The organism is Qipengyuania atrilutea (genome assembly GCF_013370205.1).
GTDB lineage: Bacteria > Pseudomonadota > Alphaproteobacteria > Sphingomonadales > Sphingomonadaceae > Actirhodobacter > Actirhodobacter atriluteus.
Genome location: NZ_JABWGV010000004.1, coordinates 25,222 through 40,813, shown reverse-complemented (window position 1 = coordinate 40,813; position 15,592 = coordinate 25,222). Strand labels below are relative to the sequence as shown.

15 protein-coding genes are annotated in these 15,592 nt (G+C 65.1%); 8 read left to right on the top strand and 7 right to left on the bottom strand.

Annotated elements, in window-relative coordinates:
• The first annotated feature begins 105 nt into the window (after nt 1-105).
• Nucleotides 106-672 (top strand): GNAT family N-acetyltransferase, encoded by a 567-nt coding sequence (locus HUV48_RS11265; protein ID WP_176267900.1) that lies wholly within the window; start codon nt 106-108, stop codon nt 670-672.
• A gap of 22 nt (nt 673-694) precedes the next feature.
• Here the strand turns inward: HUV48_RS11265 and HUV48_RS11260 are convergent, their stop codons facing one another.
• Nucleotides 695-1,537 (bottom strand): metal-dependent hydrolase, encoded by an 843-nt coding sequence (locus HUV48_RS11260; protein WP_225871675.1) that lies wholly within the window; start codon nt 1,535-1,537, stop codon nt 695-697.
• 198 nt (nt 1,538-1,735) lie between these two features.
• On the opposite strand from HUV48_RS11260, the gene HUV48_RS11255 reads away from it, so the two are divergent.
• Complete coding sequence (locus HUV48_RS11255) at nt 1,736-2,332, top strand: TetR/AcrR family transcriptional regulator (RefSeq protein WP_176267898.1); 597 nt, start codon at nt 1,736-1,738, stop codon at nt 2,330-2,332.
• Here HUV48_RS11255 and ygfZ read toward each other — a convergent pair.
• On the bottom strand, nt 2,316-3,062 hold the full coding sequence (gene ygfZ / locus HUV48_RS11250; RefSeq protein WP_176267897.1) for a CAF17-like 4Fe-4S cluster assembly/insertion protein YgfZ: 747 nt from the start codon (nt 3,060-3,062) through the stop codon (nt 2,316-2,318). The genes HUV48_RS11255 and ygfZ overlap by 17 nt on opposite strands.
• On the bottom strand, nt 3,059-3,952 hold the full coding sequence (locus HUV48_RS11245; protein ID WP_176267896.1) for an ATP-grasp domain-containing protein: 894 nt from the start codon (nt 3,950-3,952) through the stop codon (nt 3,059-3,061). Before HUV48_RS11245 ends, ygfZ begins: the two co-directional genes overlap by 4 nt.
• A gap of 90 nt (nt 3,953-4,042) precedes the next feature.
• On the opposite strand from HUV48_RS11245, the gene pyrC reads away from it, so the two are divergent.
• The gene (gene pyrC / locus HUV48_RS11240) at nt 4,043-5,077 is read left to right on the top strand and encodes a dihydroorotase (protein ID WP_176267895.1); all 1,035 of its coding nucleotides are present in this window, start codon (nt 4,043-4,045) and stop codon (nt 5,075-5,077) included.
• A 4-nt stretch (nt 5,078-5,081) separates the two neighbouring features.
• Here pyrC and rarD read toward each other — a convergent pair whose 3' ends face one another.
• Nucleotides 5,082-5,999 (bottom strand): EamA family transporter RarD, encoded by a 918-nt coding sequence (gene rarD / locus HUV48_RS11235; protein WP_176267894.1) that lies wholly within the window; start codon nt 5,997-5,999, stop codon nt 5,082-5,084.
• 216 nt (nt 6,000-6,215) lie between these two features.
• Between rarD and HUV48_RS11230 the strand changes: the two genes are divergently transcribed.
• On the top strand, nt 6,216-6,680 hold the full coding sequence (locus HUV48_RS11230; RefSeq protein ID WP_225871663.1) for a glycine zipper 2TM domain-containing protein: 465 nt from the start codon (nt 6,216-6,218) through the stop codon (nt 6,678-6,680).
• Between the two features lie 130 nt (nt 6,681-6,810).
• Here HUV48_RS11230 and astD read toward each other — a convergent pair whose 3' ends face one another.
• Together astD and HUV48_RS11220 are read right to left on the bottom strand one after the other, a co-directional pair.
• Nucleotides 6,811-8,223 (bottom strand): succinylglutamate-semialdehyde dehydrogenase, encoded by a 1,413-nt coding sequence (gene astD, locus HUV48_RS11225; RefSeq protein WP_176267893.1) that lies wholly within the window; start codon nt 8,221-8,223, stop codon nt 6,811-6,813.
• A gap of 135 nt (nt 8,224-8,358) precedes the next feature.
• The gene (locus HUV48_RS11220) at nt 8,359-9,771 is read right to left on the bottom strand and encodes a protein adenylyltransferase SelO family protein (protein WP_176267892.1); all 1,413 of its coding nucleotides are present in this window, start codon (nt 9,769-9,771) and stop codon (nt 8,359-8,361) included.
• Nucleotides 9,772-9,852: 81 nt separating this feature from the next.
• Between HUV48_RS11220 and HUV48_RS11215 the strand changes: the two genes are divergently transcribed.
• The 4 genes from HUV48_RS11215 (at nt 9,853) to HUV48_RS11200 (ending at nt 14,178) form a co-directional block, all read left to right on the top strand.
• Nucleotides 9,853-10,728, top strand: coding sequence for an alpha/beta fold hydrolase (locus tag HUV48_RS11215; protein ID WP_176267891.1), 876 nt, complete (start codon nt 9,853-9,855; stop codon nt 10,726-10,728).
• A 6-nt stretch (nt 10,729-10,734) separates the two neighbouring features.
• Complete coding sequence (locus HUV48_RS11210; RefSeq protein ID WP_176267890.1) at nt 10,735-11,868, top strand: glycosyltransferase family 4 protein; 1,134 nt, start codon at nt 10,735-10,737, stop codon at nt 11,866-11,868.
• Between the two features lie 143 nt (nt 11,869-12,011).
• The gene (locus tag HUV48_RS11205) at nt 12,012-12,800 is read left to right on the top strand and encodes a tetratricopeptide repeat protein (RefSeq protein WP_176267889.1); all 789 of its coding nucleotides are present in this window, start codon (nt 12,012-12,014) and stop codon (nt 12,798-12,800) included.
• Nucleotides 12,801-12,828: 28 nt separating this feature from the next.
• Entirely contained in the window at nt 12,829-14,178 is a 1,350-nt protein-coding gene (locus HUV48_RS11200) for an outer membrane protein assembly factor BamB family protein (protein WP_318656091.1), read from the top strand.
• A 15-nt stretch (nt 14,179-14,193) separates the two neighbouring features.
• On the opposite strand, the gene HUV48_RS11195 is transcribed toward HUV48_RS11200, so the two are convergent.
• Nucleotides 14,194-15,564 carry a glutamate--cysteine ligase gene (locus HUV48_RS11195; RefSeq protein WP_176267888.1) on the bottom strand — a complete coding sequence of 457 codons (1,371 nt, stop codon included), beginning with the start codon at nt 15,562-15,564 and terminating at the stop codon, nt 14,194-14,196.
• Between the last annotated feature and the right edge of the window lie 28 nt (nt 15,565-15,592).

The following is a 15,592-nucleotide window of genomic DNA, read 5'->3' as shown; positions in this document are numbered from 1 at the left end:
GGGGCCGCTTCTCCCTCGACGCATTTAAGACGCTCCCTCGCAATGAAACGGTCACTCGGCGACGCTACGGCGCGGCTGAAAAGAATGACCGGGAAGGAGTGCGAGATGTTTTACAAGAGCGAGCGGCTGTTCCTGCGGCCCGTCTTTGCCGAGGACTGGCAGGCGATCTACCGCGGCATCGCCGAGGAACAGGTCGTGCGCAACCTTGCGACCGCGCCGTGGCCCTACCGTGAGGAAGACGCGCAGGCCTTCGTGGCGCTGAAGCGCGATCCCATGCTTCCGAATTTTTCGGTACTGCTTCCCGGTAGCGGGCTGATCGGACAGGCCGGCCTCGGGATCGAGCCCGTCAGCGGCGACGTCCAGATCGGCTACTGGATCGCGCGGCCGTTCTGGGGACGGGGCTTCGCTGCGGAAGCCGCTCGCGGCGTGATCGAAGTGGCGCGCAGCATCGGCCATCGGCACCTGGTGGCCTCGCACTTTCTCGACAATCCAGCCTCGGGCAGGGTTCTCGAAAAGGCCGGCTTCACGAAGACCGGCACAATCCGGCCCGGCTTCAGCCTCGCGCGCGGGCGCGAAGACCCGGTCGCAGATTACGCGATCGACCTCGCCGCTGCTCATGCTTCGGAAGAGGACGTGCGACTTACACTCGAAGACTATCCCCGCGCCGCCTGAACCGGCGGCTCGGTAGAGATGCTCACTCCGCGGGCATTACCGCGTCGGGAAAGTCGCTTTCGTACTTCGCGATCAGCTTGCGGTCGTCGTGGTCCCACGGGTGGAAGCCCGGCTTGAAATAGGCGAGCCATGCGGGGAAGATGCGGCGCACGACGCCCGGCGACACGGTAAGGTATTTGAACATACCCCAGCGCGCGCGCCAGCCGGTGATGCCGTCCTGCCGCAGGAGCATCATCGCGTCGATCCAGCGGTTCTTGAAGAAACGCATCGTCACCATCAGCATCACGAGACTGCGTACGCGCCAGCGGCGCCACGCGCTCCAGTTCTTGGTCGCGTGCAGCCAGGTGTCGTATGCGACGCCCTTGTGCTCGATCTCCTCGACCGCGTGCCAGCGCCACATATCGCGCACTTCCGGATCCGAATCGGCGAAGTGCTGCGGGTTGGCGAGGAACTCGTGCGCCATCATGGCGGTGTAATGCTCAAGCGCCATGGTCACCGCGAGGTTCGCGATCGGCGGCCGGTTCTTGGTGAGGGCAAGAAGCTGCTCGGTACGCTTGTCGATCGCCTTGATGTCGTAGCCGCGTTCCTCCGCGAGCCGGTTGAAGGCGATGTGCTCGCGCGTGTGATTGATTTCCTGCTTCACGAAAGCGCGGATTTCCTCGGCCAGCTTGGGCGGTGCACCTTCGCGGTGCGCCTTCACCGCTTCGATGAAGAAAGCCTCGCCGCGCGGAAAGGTCGCGGACAGCGCATTATGCCATGCCGTGCCGAAGGGTTCGCCCGCCCACCAGCGTTCCGGCTGCGAATCGCGATTGAAGCGTTCGTCACGGATCGTGATGGTAAGATCGTCCGGCGTATGCGGCGACATCTTGCCGCTGCGGGGGTTTACCGAAAGGGTGTCCTGGTTGATCGGAGCGTTCATTTCTCTTCCTTACTGACATCTATGTAAGTAAAGTGTTAAGGCCCGATGTCAAGCATCTGCGCATTACCGGCGAAGGTCCGCGGCTTGCACAACCGCGCCGCGGAAACTACGCACGAAGCCAAGGAAGGAGCTGCCCGCAAACCGATGGCGACCCGTAAACGTCTGTCCCCCGAAGAATCGCGCACTGCCGCGCTTACGGCCGCGCGCGGTCTGCTGATGGAAGCGGGGCCGCAGGCGGTTACACTAAAGGCGGTCGCCGGGCGCATCGGGCGTACACACGCCAATCTCCTGCATCATTTCGGCTCGGCCGCGGGTCTGCAGAAGGCGCTCGCCGCGCATCTCGCCAAGGCCGTGTGCCACACGATCCGCGATGCCGTGACGGCGAGCCGGGCCGGGCTCGGCAGTCCGCGGGAAGTCGTGGACCTCGCCTTCGACGCGTTCGACCGAGAGGGGGCAGGCGCGCTCGCCAGCTGGATGCTGCTGACGGGGAACGAGGATGCGCTCGATCCCATCGTCGAGACGATCCATGAACTGGTCGACGAGATCGCGCCCGCAGAATCGGGCCATGAAGAGGTTTCACGCGTTCACGAGGAGACGCTGACGCTCGTGCTGCTGGCACTGGGCGATGCGCTGATGGGCGCGCAGCTTTCGCGCTCGCTAAAACTGCGCCGCGATACGGCGCGTGTCAGGGCGGAGCAGATGCTCGCCGATTCGATCCAGAAGGTCAATCCGCTGGCTTAGCCTGCAGCGACTTCGCCTGCCAATCGGGCAGCGCGTCGGGGTCGAGGTCGGCAACACGCAGGTGATCGACGGCCTTGTCCAACTCCGAATAGGCGACTTTCTGCCGCTTCTCTTCCGACTGCGCTAGCGGCACGACCACCAGCCGCCGGTTGACTTTCTGCCGCCAGTTCATGCGCGCGGTGTTTTCCTGCCCGACGTAGCAGCCCTTCTCGAAGCTGACCCCGCCGAGTTCGACCGCGTTCGTTTCCAACCACAAAATGTCGCCGAGTTCGGCGCGGCCTTCGGGCACGCCGAGCGACAACCGGTGCTTCAGCCATTCCGCGTCCGCCGCCTCGTCATTCTCGGAGACCGGCGACAGCCAGCGCTCACCGAGGCCCGGGTGCCGCGGATCGGGCGCACCGCCGTCGCCGAGTTGCTTCTGCCAGTAGACGCCGAGCTTCTCGTCCACCGCAATCTCGATCCCGCGCCGAAGCCGGTAGAGCGAGAGCTTCTTGACCAGTTCGTCCGCCGCGTCGGCTTCGCAATCGAGCAGCAGCTCGATCTCGCCCGCCGGCCAGACGATGAAATCGAACAGCGTCTTGCCCTGCGGCGAGAGCAGCCCGGCCCACACCGGCAGTCTTCCCTTCACGTCGCTCGTGACCAGGCCTTGCAGGAAATCGGCGACGTTTTCCTTCTCGTCTTTGGGCGAGAGGCGGATGATGGCGCGGCTAAACAGGCGGCTTTCGGTCATGCTTTCTCCAGTCGGCGGACGATGGCATCGGCGAGGCGGGGGCCGAGTTCCGGCCCTTGTACCGGGAAGAGATAGGGTTCGATCAGCTCGGCTTCCATGAGAAAGAGGCCGCCGTCTTCGCCGCGCACCATGTCGATGCGGGCGTAGAGGGGCGGATGGAAGGGCAGGGCGTTCACCACTTTCTCCGCGGATTCGGCGTCAGCATCGTTCGGGGAAGCCACGCTTTCCGTGCCGCCGTAAGACGACTGGATTCGGTAATCGCCCGCTGCCGCGCGTTTGACGAGCGTGTGCGACAGCACACCGTCGATGAAGATGAAGGAATATTCGCCTTCCTCGGCGATGGAGGGAAGGAACGGCTGGATGAGGGCGGGGCGGTCCATGGTGAAGTCGTGCGCGGCAGGGTCCGCCTTGTGGATGAGGCTCTGCCCTTCCCCGCCTGCGCCGATCCGCCGCTTCACCACGATCCGGTCGGTTTCGAAGTCCTCGAAAGCCGCGGCGAGGTCGTCCGGTCCGGCGTTGTCCGCCCAGTGCGTCGGGATGGTCGGCACGCCGCGTTCGGCCAGTTCGCGCAGATATCCCTTGTCCATGTTCCAGCGCACGACCGTCGCCGGGTTGAAGACGGCGGCTCCTGCTTCTTCCAGCGCTTCGAGGCGCTGCGCGAACTCGGCCGCATGGTCCTGGTAATCCCACGCCGTTCCAAGCAGGATCGCGTCCGCTCCGGCGAAATCCTCGATTGGCGCGCGCCAGTCCAGTTCCTCGGCCTTAAGGTCGTGTGCGGCCAGCCCCTCCTGCAAGGCTGCAAGCTGGTAGTCGTGCTCGAACGCATCGGGGCGGCGCTGCGGCGCGTCCGTCAACGTGTTGTGACAGGCGAGAAAGATGATCCGGGTCATGGCCCCGCCCTAACGCGGTGCGCGGGAAAAGGCCAAGCATGAGAGCGTTGGCGGCTGACATTCGTGCGCCTGCGCATTAGGACGCTGGGCATGGACACGATCACCATCCGCCGCCCCGACGACTGGCACCTGCATTTGCGCGACGGTGCGACAATGGCGGCCGTCTTGCCGTTTACCGCACGCCAGTTCGCCCGCGCGATCGTCATGCCCAACCTTGCGCCTCCGGTGACGAGCGTGGACGCGGCGCGCGCCTACCGCGAGCGGATCGTGGCCGCCTTGCCGGACGACGCGGAGTTCACGCCGCTCATGACCTGCTACCTTACCGACGACACCCAGCCGGGGGAAGTTGCGCGCGGGTTCGAGGAAGGCGTGTTCACCGCAGCGAAGCTCTATCCCGCCAATGCCACGACCAACTCCGCGCACGGCGTCAGCGAGGTCCGGCATCTCGATCCGGTCTTCGCCTGCATGGCAGAGATCGGAATGCCGCTGCTGGTGCACGGCGAGGTAACCGACAGCGACGTCGATATCTTCGACCGGGAAGCGGTCTTCATCGAGCGGGTGCTCGCACCGCTGGTCGAGCGGCATCCGGCGCTGAAGCTCGTGTTCGAGCATATCACGACCGAAGACGCGGTGTGCTTCGTCGAAAGCGCGGGCGTCAATGTTGGCGCGACCATCACGCCGCAGCATCTCGAAATCAACCGCAACGCGATCTTTGCCGGCGGCATCCGGCCGCACGCCTATTGCCTGCCGGTCGCCAAGCGGGAGAAGCACCGGCTGGCTCTGCGCAAGGCCGCGACCTCGGGCAGCCCGAAGTATTTCCTCGGCACCGACAGCGCGCCGCATCACCGGCATTTGAAGGAAACATCGTGCGGCTGCGCGGGCATCTTCAACGCGCCGCATGCGCTCGAAGTCTATGCGAGCGTCTTCGAAGAGGAAAACGCGCTGGACCGCCTCGAAGCCTTCGCGTCCGAAAACGGACCGCGCTTTTACGGACTGCCGCTCAACGAAGGCACAGCGACGCTGGTGCGCGAAGACGTCACGGTCGCGGAGGAGGTGTCGGGTGGCGAAGCGCCGATCGTGCCTTACCGGGCGGGCGAGACACTGCGCTGGCGGCTGAAGAACTGAAACCTCAGTCGGCGGGCGGCGGGATCGGGCGGGCCCGGCCGCGCGCGTAGAGGTCCCACATGAAGATTGCCGCCGCGCTCCAGATGCAGATGAAGCAGCCGAGCTGAACGGGGCGCAATTCCTCGCCGAATACCGTGAGGCCGAGCACGAAGACGATCGTGGGCGCAAGAAACTGGATGAAGCCGAGCGTCGAATAGGCCATGCGCCGCGCCGCGATGGCGAACATCAGCAGCGGGATCGCCGTGAGCACTCCGCCCGCCATGATCGCAAGCGACAGCCACGGGGCAATAGTGAAGGACGATCCGCTCGCCGACTGCGCATACCGCCACACGACACCGCCCGCGGGCAGGATGAGCAGCAGCGATTCGATCGTGAGGCCGGGCAGCGCGCCGACTGCCACCTGCTTGCGGACGACTCCGTAAGTTCCGAAGCTGAACGCGAGGCCAAGGCTGATCCATAGCGTCGTGATCGCGCCCGCGGCGAGGATGGCAACGCCGATCCCTGCCAGCGCGACCGCAGCCCATTGCAGCCGGCTCAGCCGCTCGCCCAAGAGGAGCGTGCCGAGCAGGACGTTCAGCAGCGGGTTGATGTAATAGCCGAGGCTCGCGGCATAGACCGCCTCGTTCTGGATCGCCCAGACGTAGATGAGCCAGTTCGCCGCGATCAGCGCCGCGCTCAGCACCAGCCAGCCGAGCACGCGCCAGTCGGCGAAGGCAGTTCGAACTTCCGCGCCCTGACCGCGAAACCAGACGATCGCGAGACAGATCGGCACGGTCCAGATGATTCGCCAGCCGACCAGTTCGAACGCCGGGACTGCGGCGACAAGCAGCAGGTATAGGGGAAGGAACCCCCAGGTGATGTAAGCCCCAAGCGCTGCGGGAAGGCCGCTCTTGGCGGGGGCTCGGTGCTCTTCGGGGTTCATTGAGGGCCCTTAGACCCCTCTTGTGTGCGCTTCAAAGTGCAATTCGCCGGGCGATTTCATTCGATTCGTCGCAAACTTCAAATCTGACATCGCAGTTGCGATCTGTTCAGCTTCATCGCTCTAAACATGAACGCACTGGATCGGTCGAGACCCGGATCATCCAGGGACCAGTACAAGGTTTCACCGGGTTCGATTGGAAAAGGAAGGAATAGAGCCATGAATATCAAGCCACTGAAAATCGCCGCCCTCACCGTCGCAGCGTCGGGCCTTACCGTTGCTCCGTCGGCGATGGCGGCCCCCGCTTCGCACAGCGCCGCGGTTTCGACCTCCGCCTACACCGAACTGGCACCGGCCTGGGCGGATACCACTGCCGAACACAAGAAGCGTGGCCGCGGCCATGGTCACGGACACGACCGTTACTACGACGACGATCGTTATGGCCGGAGCGATTACGGTGAGCCGATCCGCCGGGACACGCGCATCTGGCGCGCCCGCGATGGTCGCTACTACTGCAAGAAGGACGACGGTACGACCGGTCTCCTGATCGGTGCAGGCGTCGGCGGTCTCATCGGTCATGAAGTGGCCGGACGCGGCGACCGCACGCTCGGCGCAATCCTCGGCGCGGCCGGTGGCGCGCTACTCGGCCGCGAAATCGACCGCCGCAGCTCGCGCTGCCGCTAACCTATCAACGATCTTCGGCCGTGCCCACCCACGGCCGCGGACGTGACCTTCGGGTCGCAAAAACTAGGCGTCTTCTCGAGCGATCGGGAGGGCGCCTTTTTTGTCTTCGGGCAGGCCGGACAGGAAGCAGTCAAGCGTCTGCCAGTCCTACTCCGATGGTAGCGCGCGGCTGCTCCATTTCCGTGCTGCATACGGGATAAGCACAGTAATCCGCAGCGTAGAACGCAGCCGGACGGTGATTGCCGGACAGGCCGATGCCGCCGAACGGCGCGGCGGAGGATGCTCCGTTCGTCGGCCGGTTCCAGTTGACGATGCCGGCGTTGATCTTCGTCCAGAAGGTCTCGAACTGCGCGGGATTACCGCCGAGCAGCGAGGCGGACAGGCCGTAGCGCGTGTTGTTCGCTTCCCTGATGCCCGCTTCCATATCCGGCACCCTGATTACCTGCAGCAACGGCCCGAACAGCTCGATGTCGGGCCGTTCTTCGAGCTCGGTGGTGTCGATGATACTCGGGCTGAGGAAGGGAAGGTCGGCCTTCGGACGCTTCATATGCTTGATCGGCTTGCCGCCCCGGCTCATCAGCGCGAGGAAACTTTCTCCGAGGAGCTCGGCCGTCGCGTTGTCGATTACCGGCCCCAGGAATGGTGCCGGATCGGCAAACGGTTCGTCGAGGATGAGGCGGTCCGCCAATGCCTTCACCGCAGGGATCAGTTCGTCGTAGAAATCTTCGGTCACGATCAGGCGGCGGGCGGCGGTGCAACGCTGTCCGGCGGTCGTGAAGGCCGACTGGATCACGGTCGCCGCGGCATCGTCCACCTTGGGCGTTTTCAGTGCGAGGATCGGATTGTTGCCGCCCATTTCGAGGGCCACGATCTTGGCCGGATTGGTCGCAAGCGAGCGATTGATGGCGATACCGGCACGGGCCGAACCGGTGAACAGCACGCCGTTCACATCGTCATGCTTGACCAGCGCCTTGCCTTCCTCAGGTCCGCCGTGAAGGCACTGCACGATGTCTTCGCCGATGCCCGCCTCGTGAAAACAGCGCACGAGAAATTCGCCGACCACCGGGGTTTTCTCGCTCGGCTTGAACACGATCGTGTTGCCCGCGATCAGCGCCGGGACGATGTGGCCGTTGGGCAGGTGCGCTGGGAAGTTGTAGGGGCCGAGGACCACCATGACACCGTGCGGCTTGTGGCGCAGCGATGCCTTGCCCTGAAGCGCGCTGTCGAGCTTCTTCTGCCCCGTCCGCTCGGCATAGGCGGTCACCGAAATGTCCACCTTGGCGATGACCGCCTGCACTTCGGTCTGCGCTTCCCACAGCGGCTTGCCGGTTTCGCGGGCGATGAGTTCGGCGAAATCGTCCGCGTGTTTGCGCACGACGTTGGCGAACCGCCGGGTGAGCTCGATCCGCCGCGCGACGGGCTGCGTCGCCCAATCGGGGAACGCCTCGCGGGCACGGGCGACGGCGCGGTCCACGTCACCGGCCTCTCCGCGCCAGAATTCCTTGCCGGTTGCCGGCTCGTGAGATGTCAGTTGTTCGCTCAAACCGCCTCGTTCCTATTCTTCGTATTAGCCGGAGCTTCCCTCAACCGGGGCATCTGGCATACCCCCGCGCGGTTTCCAAATGGAAAGCGGCGCCCCCGGTGTCCCGCGGCAGGGCAGGTTTCAGCGGGAAAGTCGTCACCGCCGATGTCCGGCCGGTTCGGGCGCTGTGCCGAGCGCTTCCTTCAAGCGGGCAATGTGATCGAGCTTGTCCCACAGCGGCTGCCAGTCGTCGTCCGATGCGATCGCGGCCCAGATGCGCTCGACCTCGCTATGGACGAGCGTGGGCGGAGCGTCCTTTTCCCACACCGCATGGTTGCCGTTCGTGCTCTCGTAGCCGCGCATGGCTTCGGCGAGGGGACCGTCGGCATCGCGGCCGCCGCGATGGCGGTGGAAGAAGAGGTCGGGCGCCATTCCCTGCTCGCGCATATGCCGTTCGCTTGCGGCGATGAGCGCACCGTCCGCTTCGGCTCCGCGCGACTTCAGACCGAGCCGCCAGCACCAGCGCCGTCCGGCGGCCTTTATGTAAAGAGGACCGAAGCGTTCGAGCGCGGCGATCAGCGGTTCGGAATCGGCCAGCGCCCGCAACGACACGGCGAGCTGGCCGCAGTTCCAGTGGATCGATTCGGGCTGGCGGGCGAAGGCGTAGAGACCGGCGTGATCGAAATAGGCCGCGGTGAAGCCGCCGTTCCATTCGGGCAGGAAGCGCCACGGCCCATAGTCGAAGCTCTCGCCGGATACGTTCATGTTGTCCGTATTGAGAACGCCGTGAACGAAGCCGCTGGCGATATAGCTGGCGGCGAGGTCGGCCATGCGTTCGACCACCTGGTGCATCAGGATGACGGCTGGCTGGTCTCGTCCCGGCGCATCTTCGGGCGGGAGGGGGCCGGGAAACTGTTCGAGGCAGTAGTGGACCAACTCTTCCATATGCTCGGTTTGCTCAAGCGCGAGCAGACGCTGGAATGTGCCGATGCGGATATGTCCGTGGCTCAGGCGAGTCAGCACGGCCGAGCGGGTGGGCGAGGGTTCGTCGCCGCGGGTCAGCGCTTCTCCGGTCTCGATGATCGAAAAGGTGCGGGAGGTGTTCACGCCCAGCGCGCCGAGCATTTCGGTCGCCAGCAGCTCGCGCACCGCACCTTGAAGCGTCAGCCGGCCGTCGCCCTGCCGGCTATAGGGGGTCTGGCCCGATCCTTTCGTACCGAGATCGAGCAAGCGTCCCTCACTGTCGCGCATCTGCGCGAACAGGAAGCCGCGCCCGTCGCCGATGTCGGGATTGTACACCCGGAACTGATGCCCGTGGTATTTGAGCGCGAGCGGCTCGGGCAAGTTATCGGGTAGCGGCTTGAACCGACCGAAATGCGCGGTCCACTCCTCGTCGCCTAGGTCGGCGAGGCCCACGTCTGCTGCCGCGTCCTTCGCCCGGTAGCGCAGCCGCGTCTCGGGAAAGTCGGCGGCTTCGACCGGATCGGCCAGCCACGAGGCGAGCTCGCTGATCGGCGTGTCGGGCCGGTAGGAGGAGCCGAGCGGGCGGGCGGGTTGTTGACTGTCCATCGCCTTGTGACGTGGCGCTTGGCGGGACGGGCTGCAACCCCGCGATTGCGCACGGGCGGGCTTGGGGCTAGCGCATCTGCCATGACGGACCGGCCCTATCAGAACCGACACTGGACCAGCGAAGACGGCCTCACGCTGCATTTCCGCGACTACACGGGCGTAGAGGCGGCGCAGGACCGGCCGCCGGTATTGTGCCTCCACGGCCTCACGCGAAACGCGCGCGACTTTTCTCATTTGGCGGAGCGTCTTGCGCCCGAATGGCGGGTGTTGGTACCCGAGATGCGCGGGCGGGGCGACAGCAACTATGCGCCCGATCCGCAGACCTACGCGGTTCCGCAGTATGTCGCCGACCTTACCGCGTTGCTGGAGCAGGAAAAGATCGACCGCTACGTCGCCATAGCCACGTCGATGGGCGGCATCATGACGATGGCGCAGGCGGCGCAGGATGCCTCGCGCATCGCGGCGGCGGCGCTCAACGACATCGGACCGGTCGTGGAGCCGGAAGGGCTGGAGAAAATCCGCACCTACGTCGGGCAGGGGCGCAGCTTTCCCACATGGATGCACGCGGCGCGTTCGCTTGCCGATACGCACGGAGAGGCGCATCCCGCCTTCGCGCTCGACGACTGGCTGGCGATGGCAAAGCGCAATCTCGTGATCGGCAGCAACGGCAGAATCGTGTTCGATTACGACATGAAGCTGGCGGAGCCGATGCTGGAAGCGGACGACAGCGCCGTTCCGCCCGATCTGTGGCCGGGTTTCGATGCACTGAGCGACCGACCCTTGCTCCTCATCCGCGGCGCCTTGTCGAACCTGCTGTCGGAAGAGACGTTCGCGGAGATGCAGCGCCGAGCGAGCGACGTGGAAGCGATCACGATCGACAATACCGGACACGCGCCGACCCTGATGGAGCCCGAGGTACTGGCCGCGATCGACCGCCTGCTCGCGAAGGTTCGTTAGGCACCTATGCCGAAGTTCGCCGTTCGCAGTCCCCGCCTTCTGCATGTCGCCGGGCGGTTCGGAGACCCCGAGGCCGATGCGCGCGTCATGCAGGTAATCGAGGCTTTGGGACCGAAGCTCGACCATACCTTTGTCCGAGCCGATGGATCGGCTGATGGCGACGCGCAAGCTCGACCTCCCAGTACGAAATTCGTCTACCGGACTGATTTTCCGCAGGTTACGGGAAAGCCAACCCCCGGCAAGCTCGCGCGGCTGGCGAGCGCGATGACGGATTACGACCTCGTGCTGACTTATGGCTGGGCGGCGACGAATGCGGCCATGGCCCATACGCTGTTCAAGGATGCGAAGAGCCTCCCGCCGCTTGTCCACCACGAATACGCTTTCGCAGCCGACGAGCGTAGCGGATTGAAAACGCGGCGAAATTGGCTGAGGCGGCTTGCTTTCGGGAAGTCGGCTGGACTGGTAGTTGCGACGGAGGCTCTGGAAGAGGCGGCGCTCGTCGCGTGGCAACAGCCGATGGGCCGAGTGAAGCACATTCCGGGCGGTATCGCGGTGCGCGACTATTCCGTCCGCCCTAAGCCCGACAGCCTGCTCGCGCTTATCAAGCACAGCGGCGAGAGATGGCTGGGCTGCTTCTCGGCGGATGAAGGGGATGACGATCTGACGGCGCTTGTGCAGGCCTGCGCCAAGCTCGGCGAGGAATGGAACCTTGTCGTCGCCGGTGAGGTGCGCGACCCCGACCCCTACCGGGCTGAGGCCGACCGGCTTCACATCAACGACCGCGTGCATTTTATCGGCACCGTGCGCGACACGCCGAAATTCCTGGGACTGTGCGATATCTACGTATTTCCCTCTTCGGAACCGCCTCATCTGCGCGAAGCGATGGCCGCGGCACTGCCGGTAGCGGGCATCGGCAGCGAGCCAATCCGCGCACTGCTGGCGGAAGAGAACCTGCCCTTCGTCGCCGGCGGTACGGCAGGCGTGGAAGAGGCGTTGAGCAGGCTGGCCCACGACAAGCGGCTGCGCAAATCCGTGGGCGAGGCGAACCGGCAGCGCGCTCTGGCCGAGTTCGATGCGAAGCGCATGATCGACCGGCACCGCCAGCTTTATGCGAGCGCGATGCGCCGCGACGACTGGTAATCGGCGGGGGCAATTTCCTTAAGCCGCTATTCACGCTGCGGGGGACAGGAAATGCGGCGAAAGCGGCAGGCATTGCCCTTGCCGCGCGGTGTCCGTAAGGACGCAGCCGATCAGAAACCATAGCAGACGGAATGCGCCCGAAAGTGGCTACCACACCTCCGAATAACCCTCCGCCAGCGAAATCGCGTCCCCTCGACGAAAAGCGCGCCAAGAAGCAGGCCGCCACCGACGACGCGTTGCTGCGCGAAATCGACGACGCTGTCCGGCAGGACGATCTCAGCCGCTTCGGCCGCAAGTACGGGATCGTCGTCGGGCTCGGCCTTCTCGCGGCGCTTATCGCCTTCGGTGCTTTCCTGTTCTGGCAGAACAACCGGGAACGCGCGATGGAGCGCGATTCCGAAGTCCTCGTGACCGCGATGGACCAACTCGAAGCCGGCAATCTCGCGACCGCATCGCAGAACGTCGAGGCGCTCGCGCAAGGCGACCGGCCGGGCGTGCGTTCGCTCGCGCGGATGATGCAGGCGGGTATCGCGCTCGAAGAAGGCAAGGCGCAGCAGGCGTCGGAACTCTTCGCAGCGGTCGCCGAAGACGGCGATGCTCCGGCTGAAATGCGCGATCTCGCGCGGATCAGGCAGGTCGCCGCAGTCTACGACAGCATGGAGCCGGCTGAAGTCGTACGGATCCTGAGCGGCGTCGCGAACCCCGACAGCCCGTTTTTCGGCAGCGCCGGCGAAATGGTCGCCATGGCACAGCTCAAACTGGGCAACCGCGACGAAGCCGGCCAGTTGTTCTCGCAGATCGCCAAGGCGGAGGACGTACCGGAAACGCTACGCTCGCGCTCGCGCCAGATGGCCGGATTGCTGGGCGTCGACGCGATCGCCAATCCGCAAGATATTCTCGACGCGCAGGAAGCCGCGACTTCCGCGCCGTAATGACCTTCAGAACAAGGGCCGATTGTCAGTGAACTCTCTCAAGCAGACCATTTTCCGCGCGGGCGTGGCCTCGACGCTCGCCCTCGGCGTTGCCGCATGCAGCGGCGGCCTGTTCGGCGGCGGTGACGGCGCGAAGAAGACGCCGACCATCGGCGAGCGGATGCCGGTACTCTCGCGCATCGAAAGCGGCGCGCAGGTCGATCCGGCGCTGGCCGGAACGCCAGTGACGCTGCCCGCACCGCGCGTGAACGCCGATTGGGCGCAGACCAGCGGCGGCGCCAGCAAGGCTAACGGGCACCTCGCCCTCGCCGAAACGCCGACGCTCGCATGGACCGCGAACATCACCGGATCGAGCAACCGGCGGCGCCTCGCATCCGCGCCGGTCGTGGGCGGCGGGAAGCTGTTCGCTGCCGATACTGACGGTACGATCCATGCGTTCGATGCGCAGACAGGCGGGAAGCTATGGCAGTACCAGGGCGATGTCGGCGGCAATCTCGCCAACTCGGCCTTCGGCGGCGGCGCGGCGTTCGACAACGGACGGGTCTATGCGACCAACGGTACCGGCGAAGTTACCGCGCTCGACGCGAACGACGGGAGCGTGATCTGGACCGTCAAACCTTCGGGTCCGCTGCGCGGCGCGCCGACGATCGCTTTCGGCAGCGTCTTCGTCATGACGCAGGACAACCAGATTTTCGCGCTCGATGCCGCCACCGGCGAGCAGCAGTGGCAGGAATCGGGTTCCAGCACGCAGGCCGGCGTGTTCGGCGTGGCCGCTCCCTCCGTGGGCCAAGGCACCGTGATTGCCGGCTACAGCTCGGGCGAACTCGCCGCCTACCGCTACGAGAACGGACGCACCCTGTGGTCGGACGCACTTGCGCGGACCTCGATCTCGACCGAGGTCGGCTCCCTGACCGACATCGACGCCGACCCGATCATCGACAATGGCCGGGTTTATGCGCTGGGGCAGGGCGGCCGTATGGCAGCCTACGAACTCGTCACCGGGCAGCGGCTGTGGGAACTTAACATCGCGGGTATTTCGACCCCGGCGATTGCCGGCGACTGGATCTTCGCGCTCTCGAACGAAGCGGAACTGCTCGCCATGGCGCGCGCGACGGGCAAGGTGCGCTGGATCGCCGATCTGCCCGCCTACCGCGACGAGGAAGACAGGAAGGGTCCGATCTTCTGGTCGGGTCCGGTGCTGGCCGGCGGTCAGTTGTGGATCACAAACTCCGAAGGGCAGATTTACCGCGTAAGCCCCGGCGAAGGCTCGGCCTCGGTGTTTACCGAGCTCAAGGCGCCGATCAGCCATGCGCCGATCGTCGCGAACCAGACACTGTATGTGCTCGACGATAGCGGGAAGATTTCAGCTTTCCGTTAGGAATACCGCGCCGGACTAGAAGCTGTACTTGTAGACCCGGCTGATATCGCCGTTCCACTCGCCGTAATACTTGTCGAGCAGGCGCTGGGCCGGGACCTTGCCGCTCGCCACGATTTCGTCGAGCGTTTCGAGGAATCCAGTTTCGTTGTCGCCGCTCGCGCCTAGCCGCGCGCGGTTGGACAGGCCCTTGCGCGCAATCGCGAGCGCGTCCTTCGCTACGTCCTGTAGCCGCCCGCCGCCCGGCACGGGTGCGCCCAGCGCCAGCTTCGGCACGGCGTTCCTCAGCGCCTCGCGCTCTTCCATCGACCAGTCCTTGACGAGATCCCAGGCGGCATCGAGCGCTTCTTCGTCGTAAAGCAGGCCTACCCAGAGCGCGGGCAGGGCGCAGATGCGGCTCCATGGCCCACCGTCGGCTCCGCGCATTTCGAGGAAGCTCTTGAGGCGCACTTCTGGGAAGGCGGTCGACAGATGGTCCCACCAATCGCTCTGCGTCGGCTTTTCGCCCGGAAGCACTTCGAGTTTGCCTTCGAGGAAGTCGCGAAAACTGAGCCCGGCGGCGTCGATGTATTTTCCGTCGCGGAAGACGAAATACATCGGCACGTCGAGCATGTAGTCGGTCCAGCGCTCATAGCCGAAGCCGTCTTCGAAGACGAAGGGCAGCATGCCGGTGCGGTGGGGGTCGGTATCGGACCAGATGTGGCTGCGGTAGCTCAGATAGCCGTTCGGCTTGCCTTCGGTGAAAGGCGAATTGGCGAAAAGGGCAGTCGCGAGCGGTTGCAGCGCAAGGCCGGTGCGGAACTTCTTCACCATGTCCGCCTCGGACCCGTAGTCGAGATTGACCTGGATGGTGCAGGTGCGCAGCATCATGTCGAGGCCCAGATTGCCGACCCGCGGCATATGCCGCATCATGATGGCATAGCGCCCCTTGGGCATGATCGGTAGCTCTTCGCGCGTCTTGTCAGGCCACATGCCGAGCCCGAGGAAACCGACTCCGTGCTCGCTGCCGACAGCCTTCACTTGCGCCAGATGGCGGCCCGTCTCGTTGCAGGTTTCATGCAGGTTCTCGAGCGGCGCGCCCGACAGTTCGAGCTGGCCCGCAGGCTCTAGGCTGACCGTCCCGTCCTTGCCGCGCATGGCGATGATCTCGCCGCCCTCTTCGACCGGCTCCCAACCGAACTGCTTCAGCGACAGGAGGATGTCGCGAATTCCGCCGGGTTCTCCGTGGCTCGGCGCGGCATGGTCCTTCGTCCTAAAAACGAGCTTCTCATGCTCGGTCCCGATGCGCCAGTCCGCCTTCGGCTTCTCGCCGTTGGCCATCGGCGCGATCAGCTGGTCGCGCGATTCGATGATCGGATCGTCCGTGGCGGAGGTGTCGCGGGTGCTCATGGCGGCGCGTTAGGAAACCGCGCCGCGC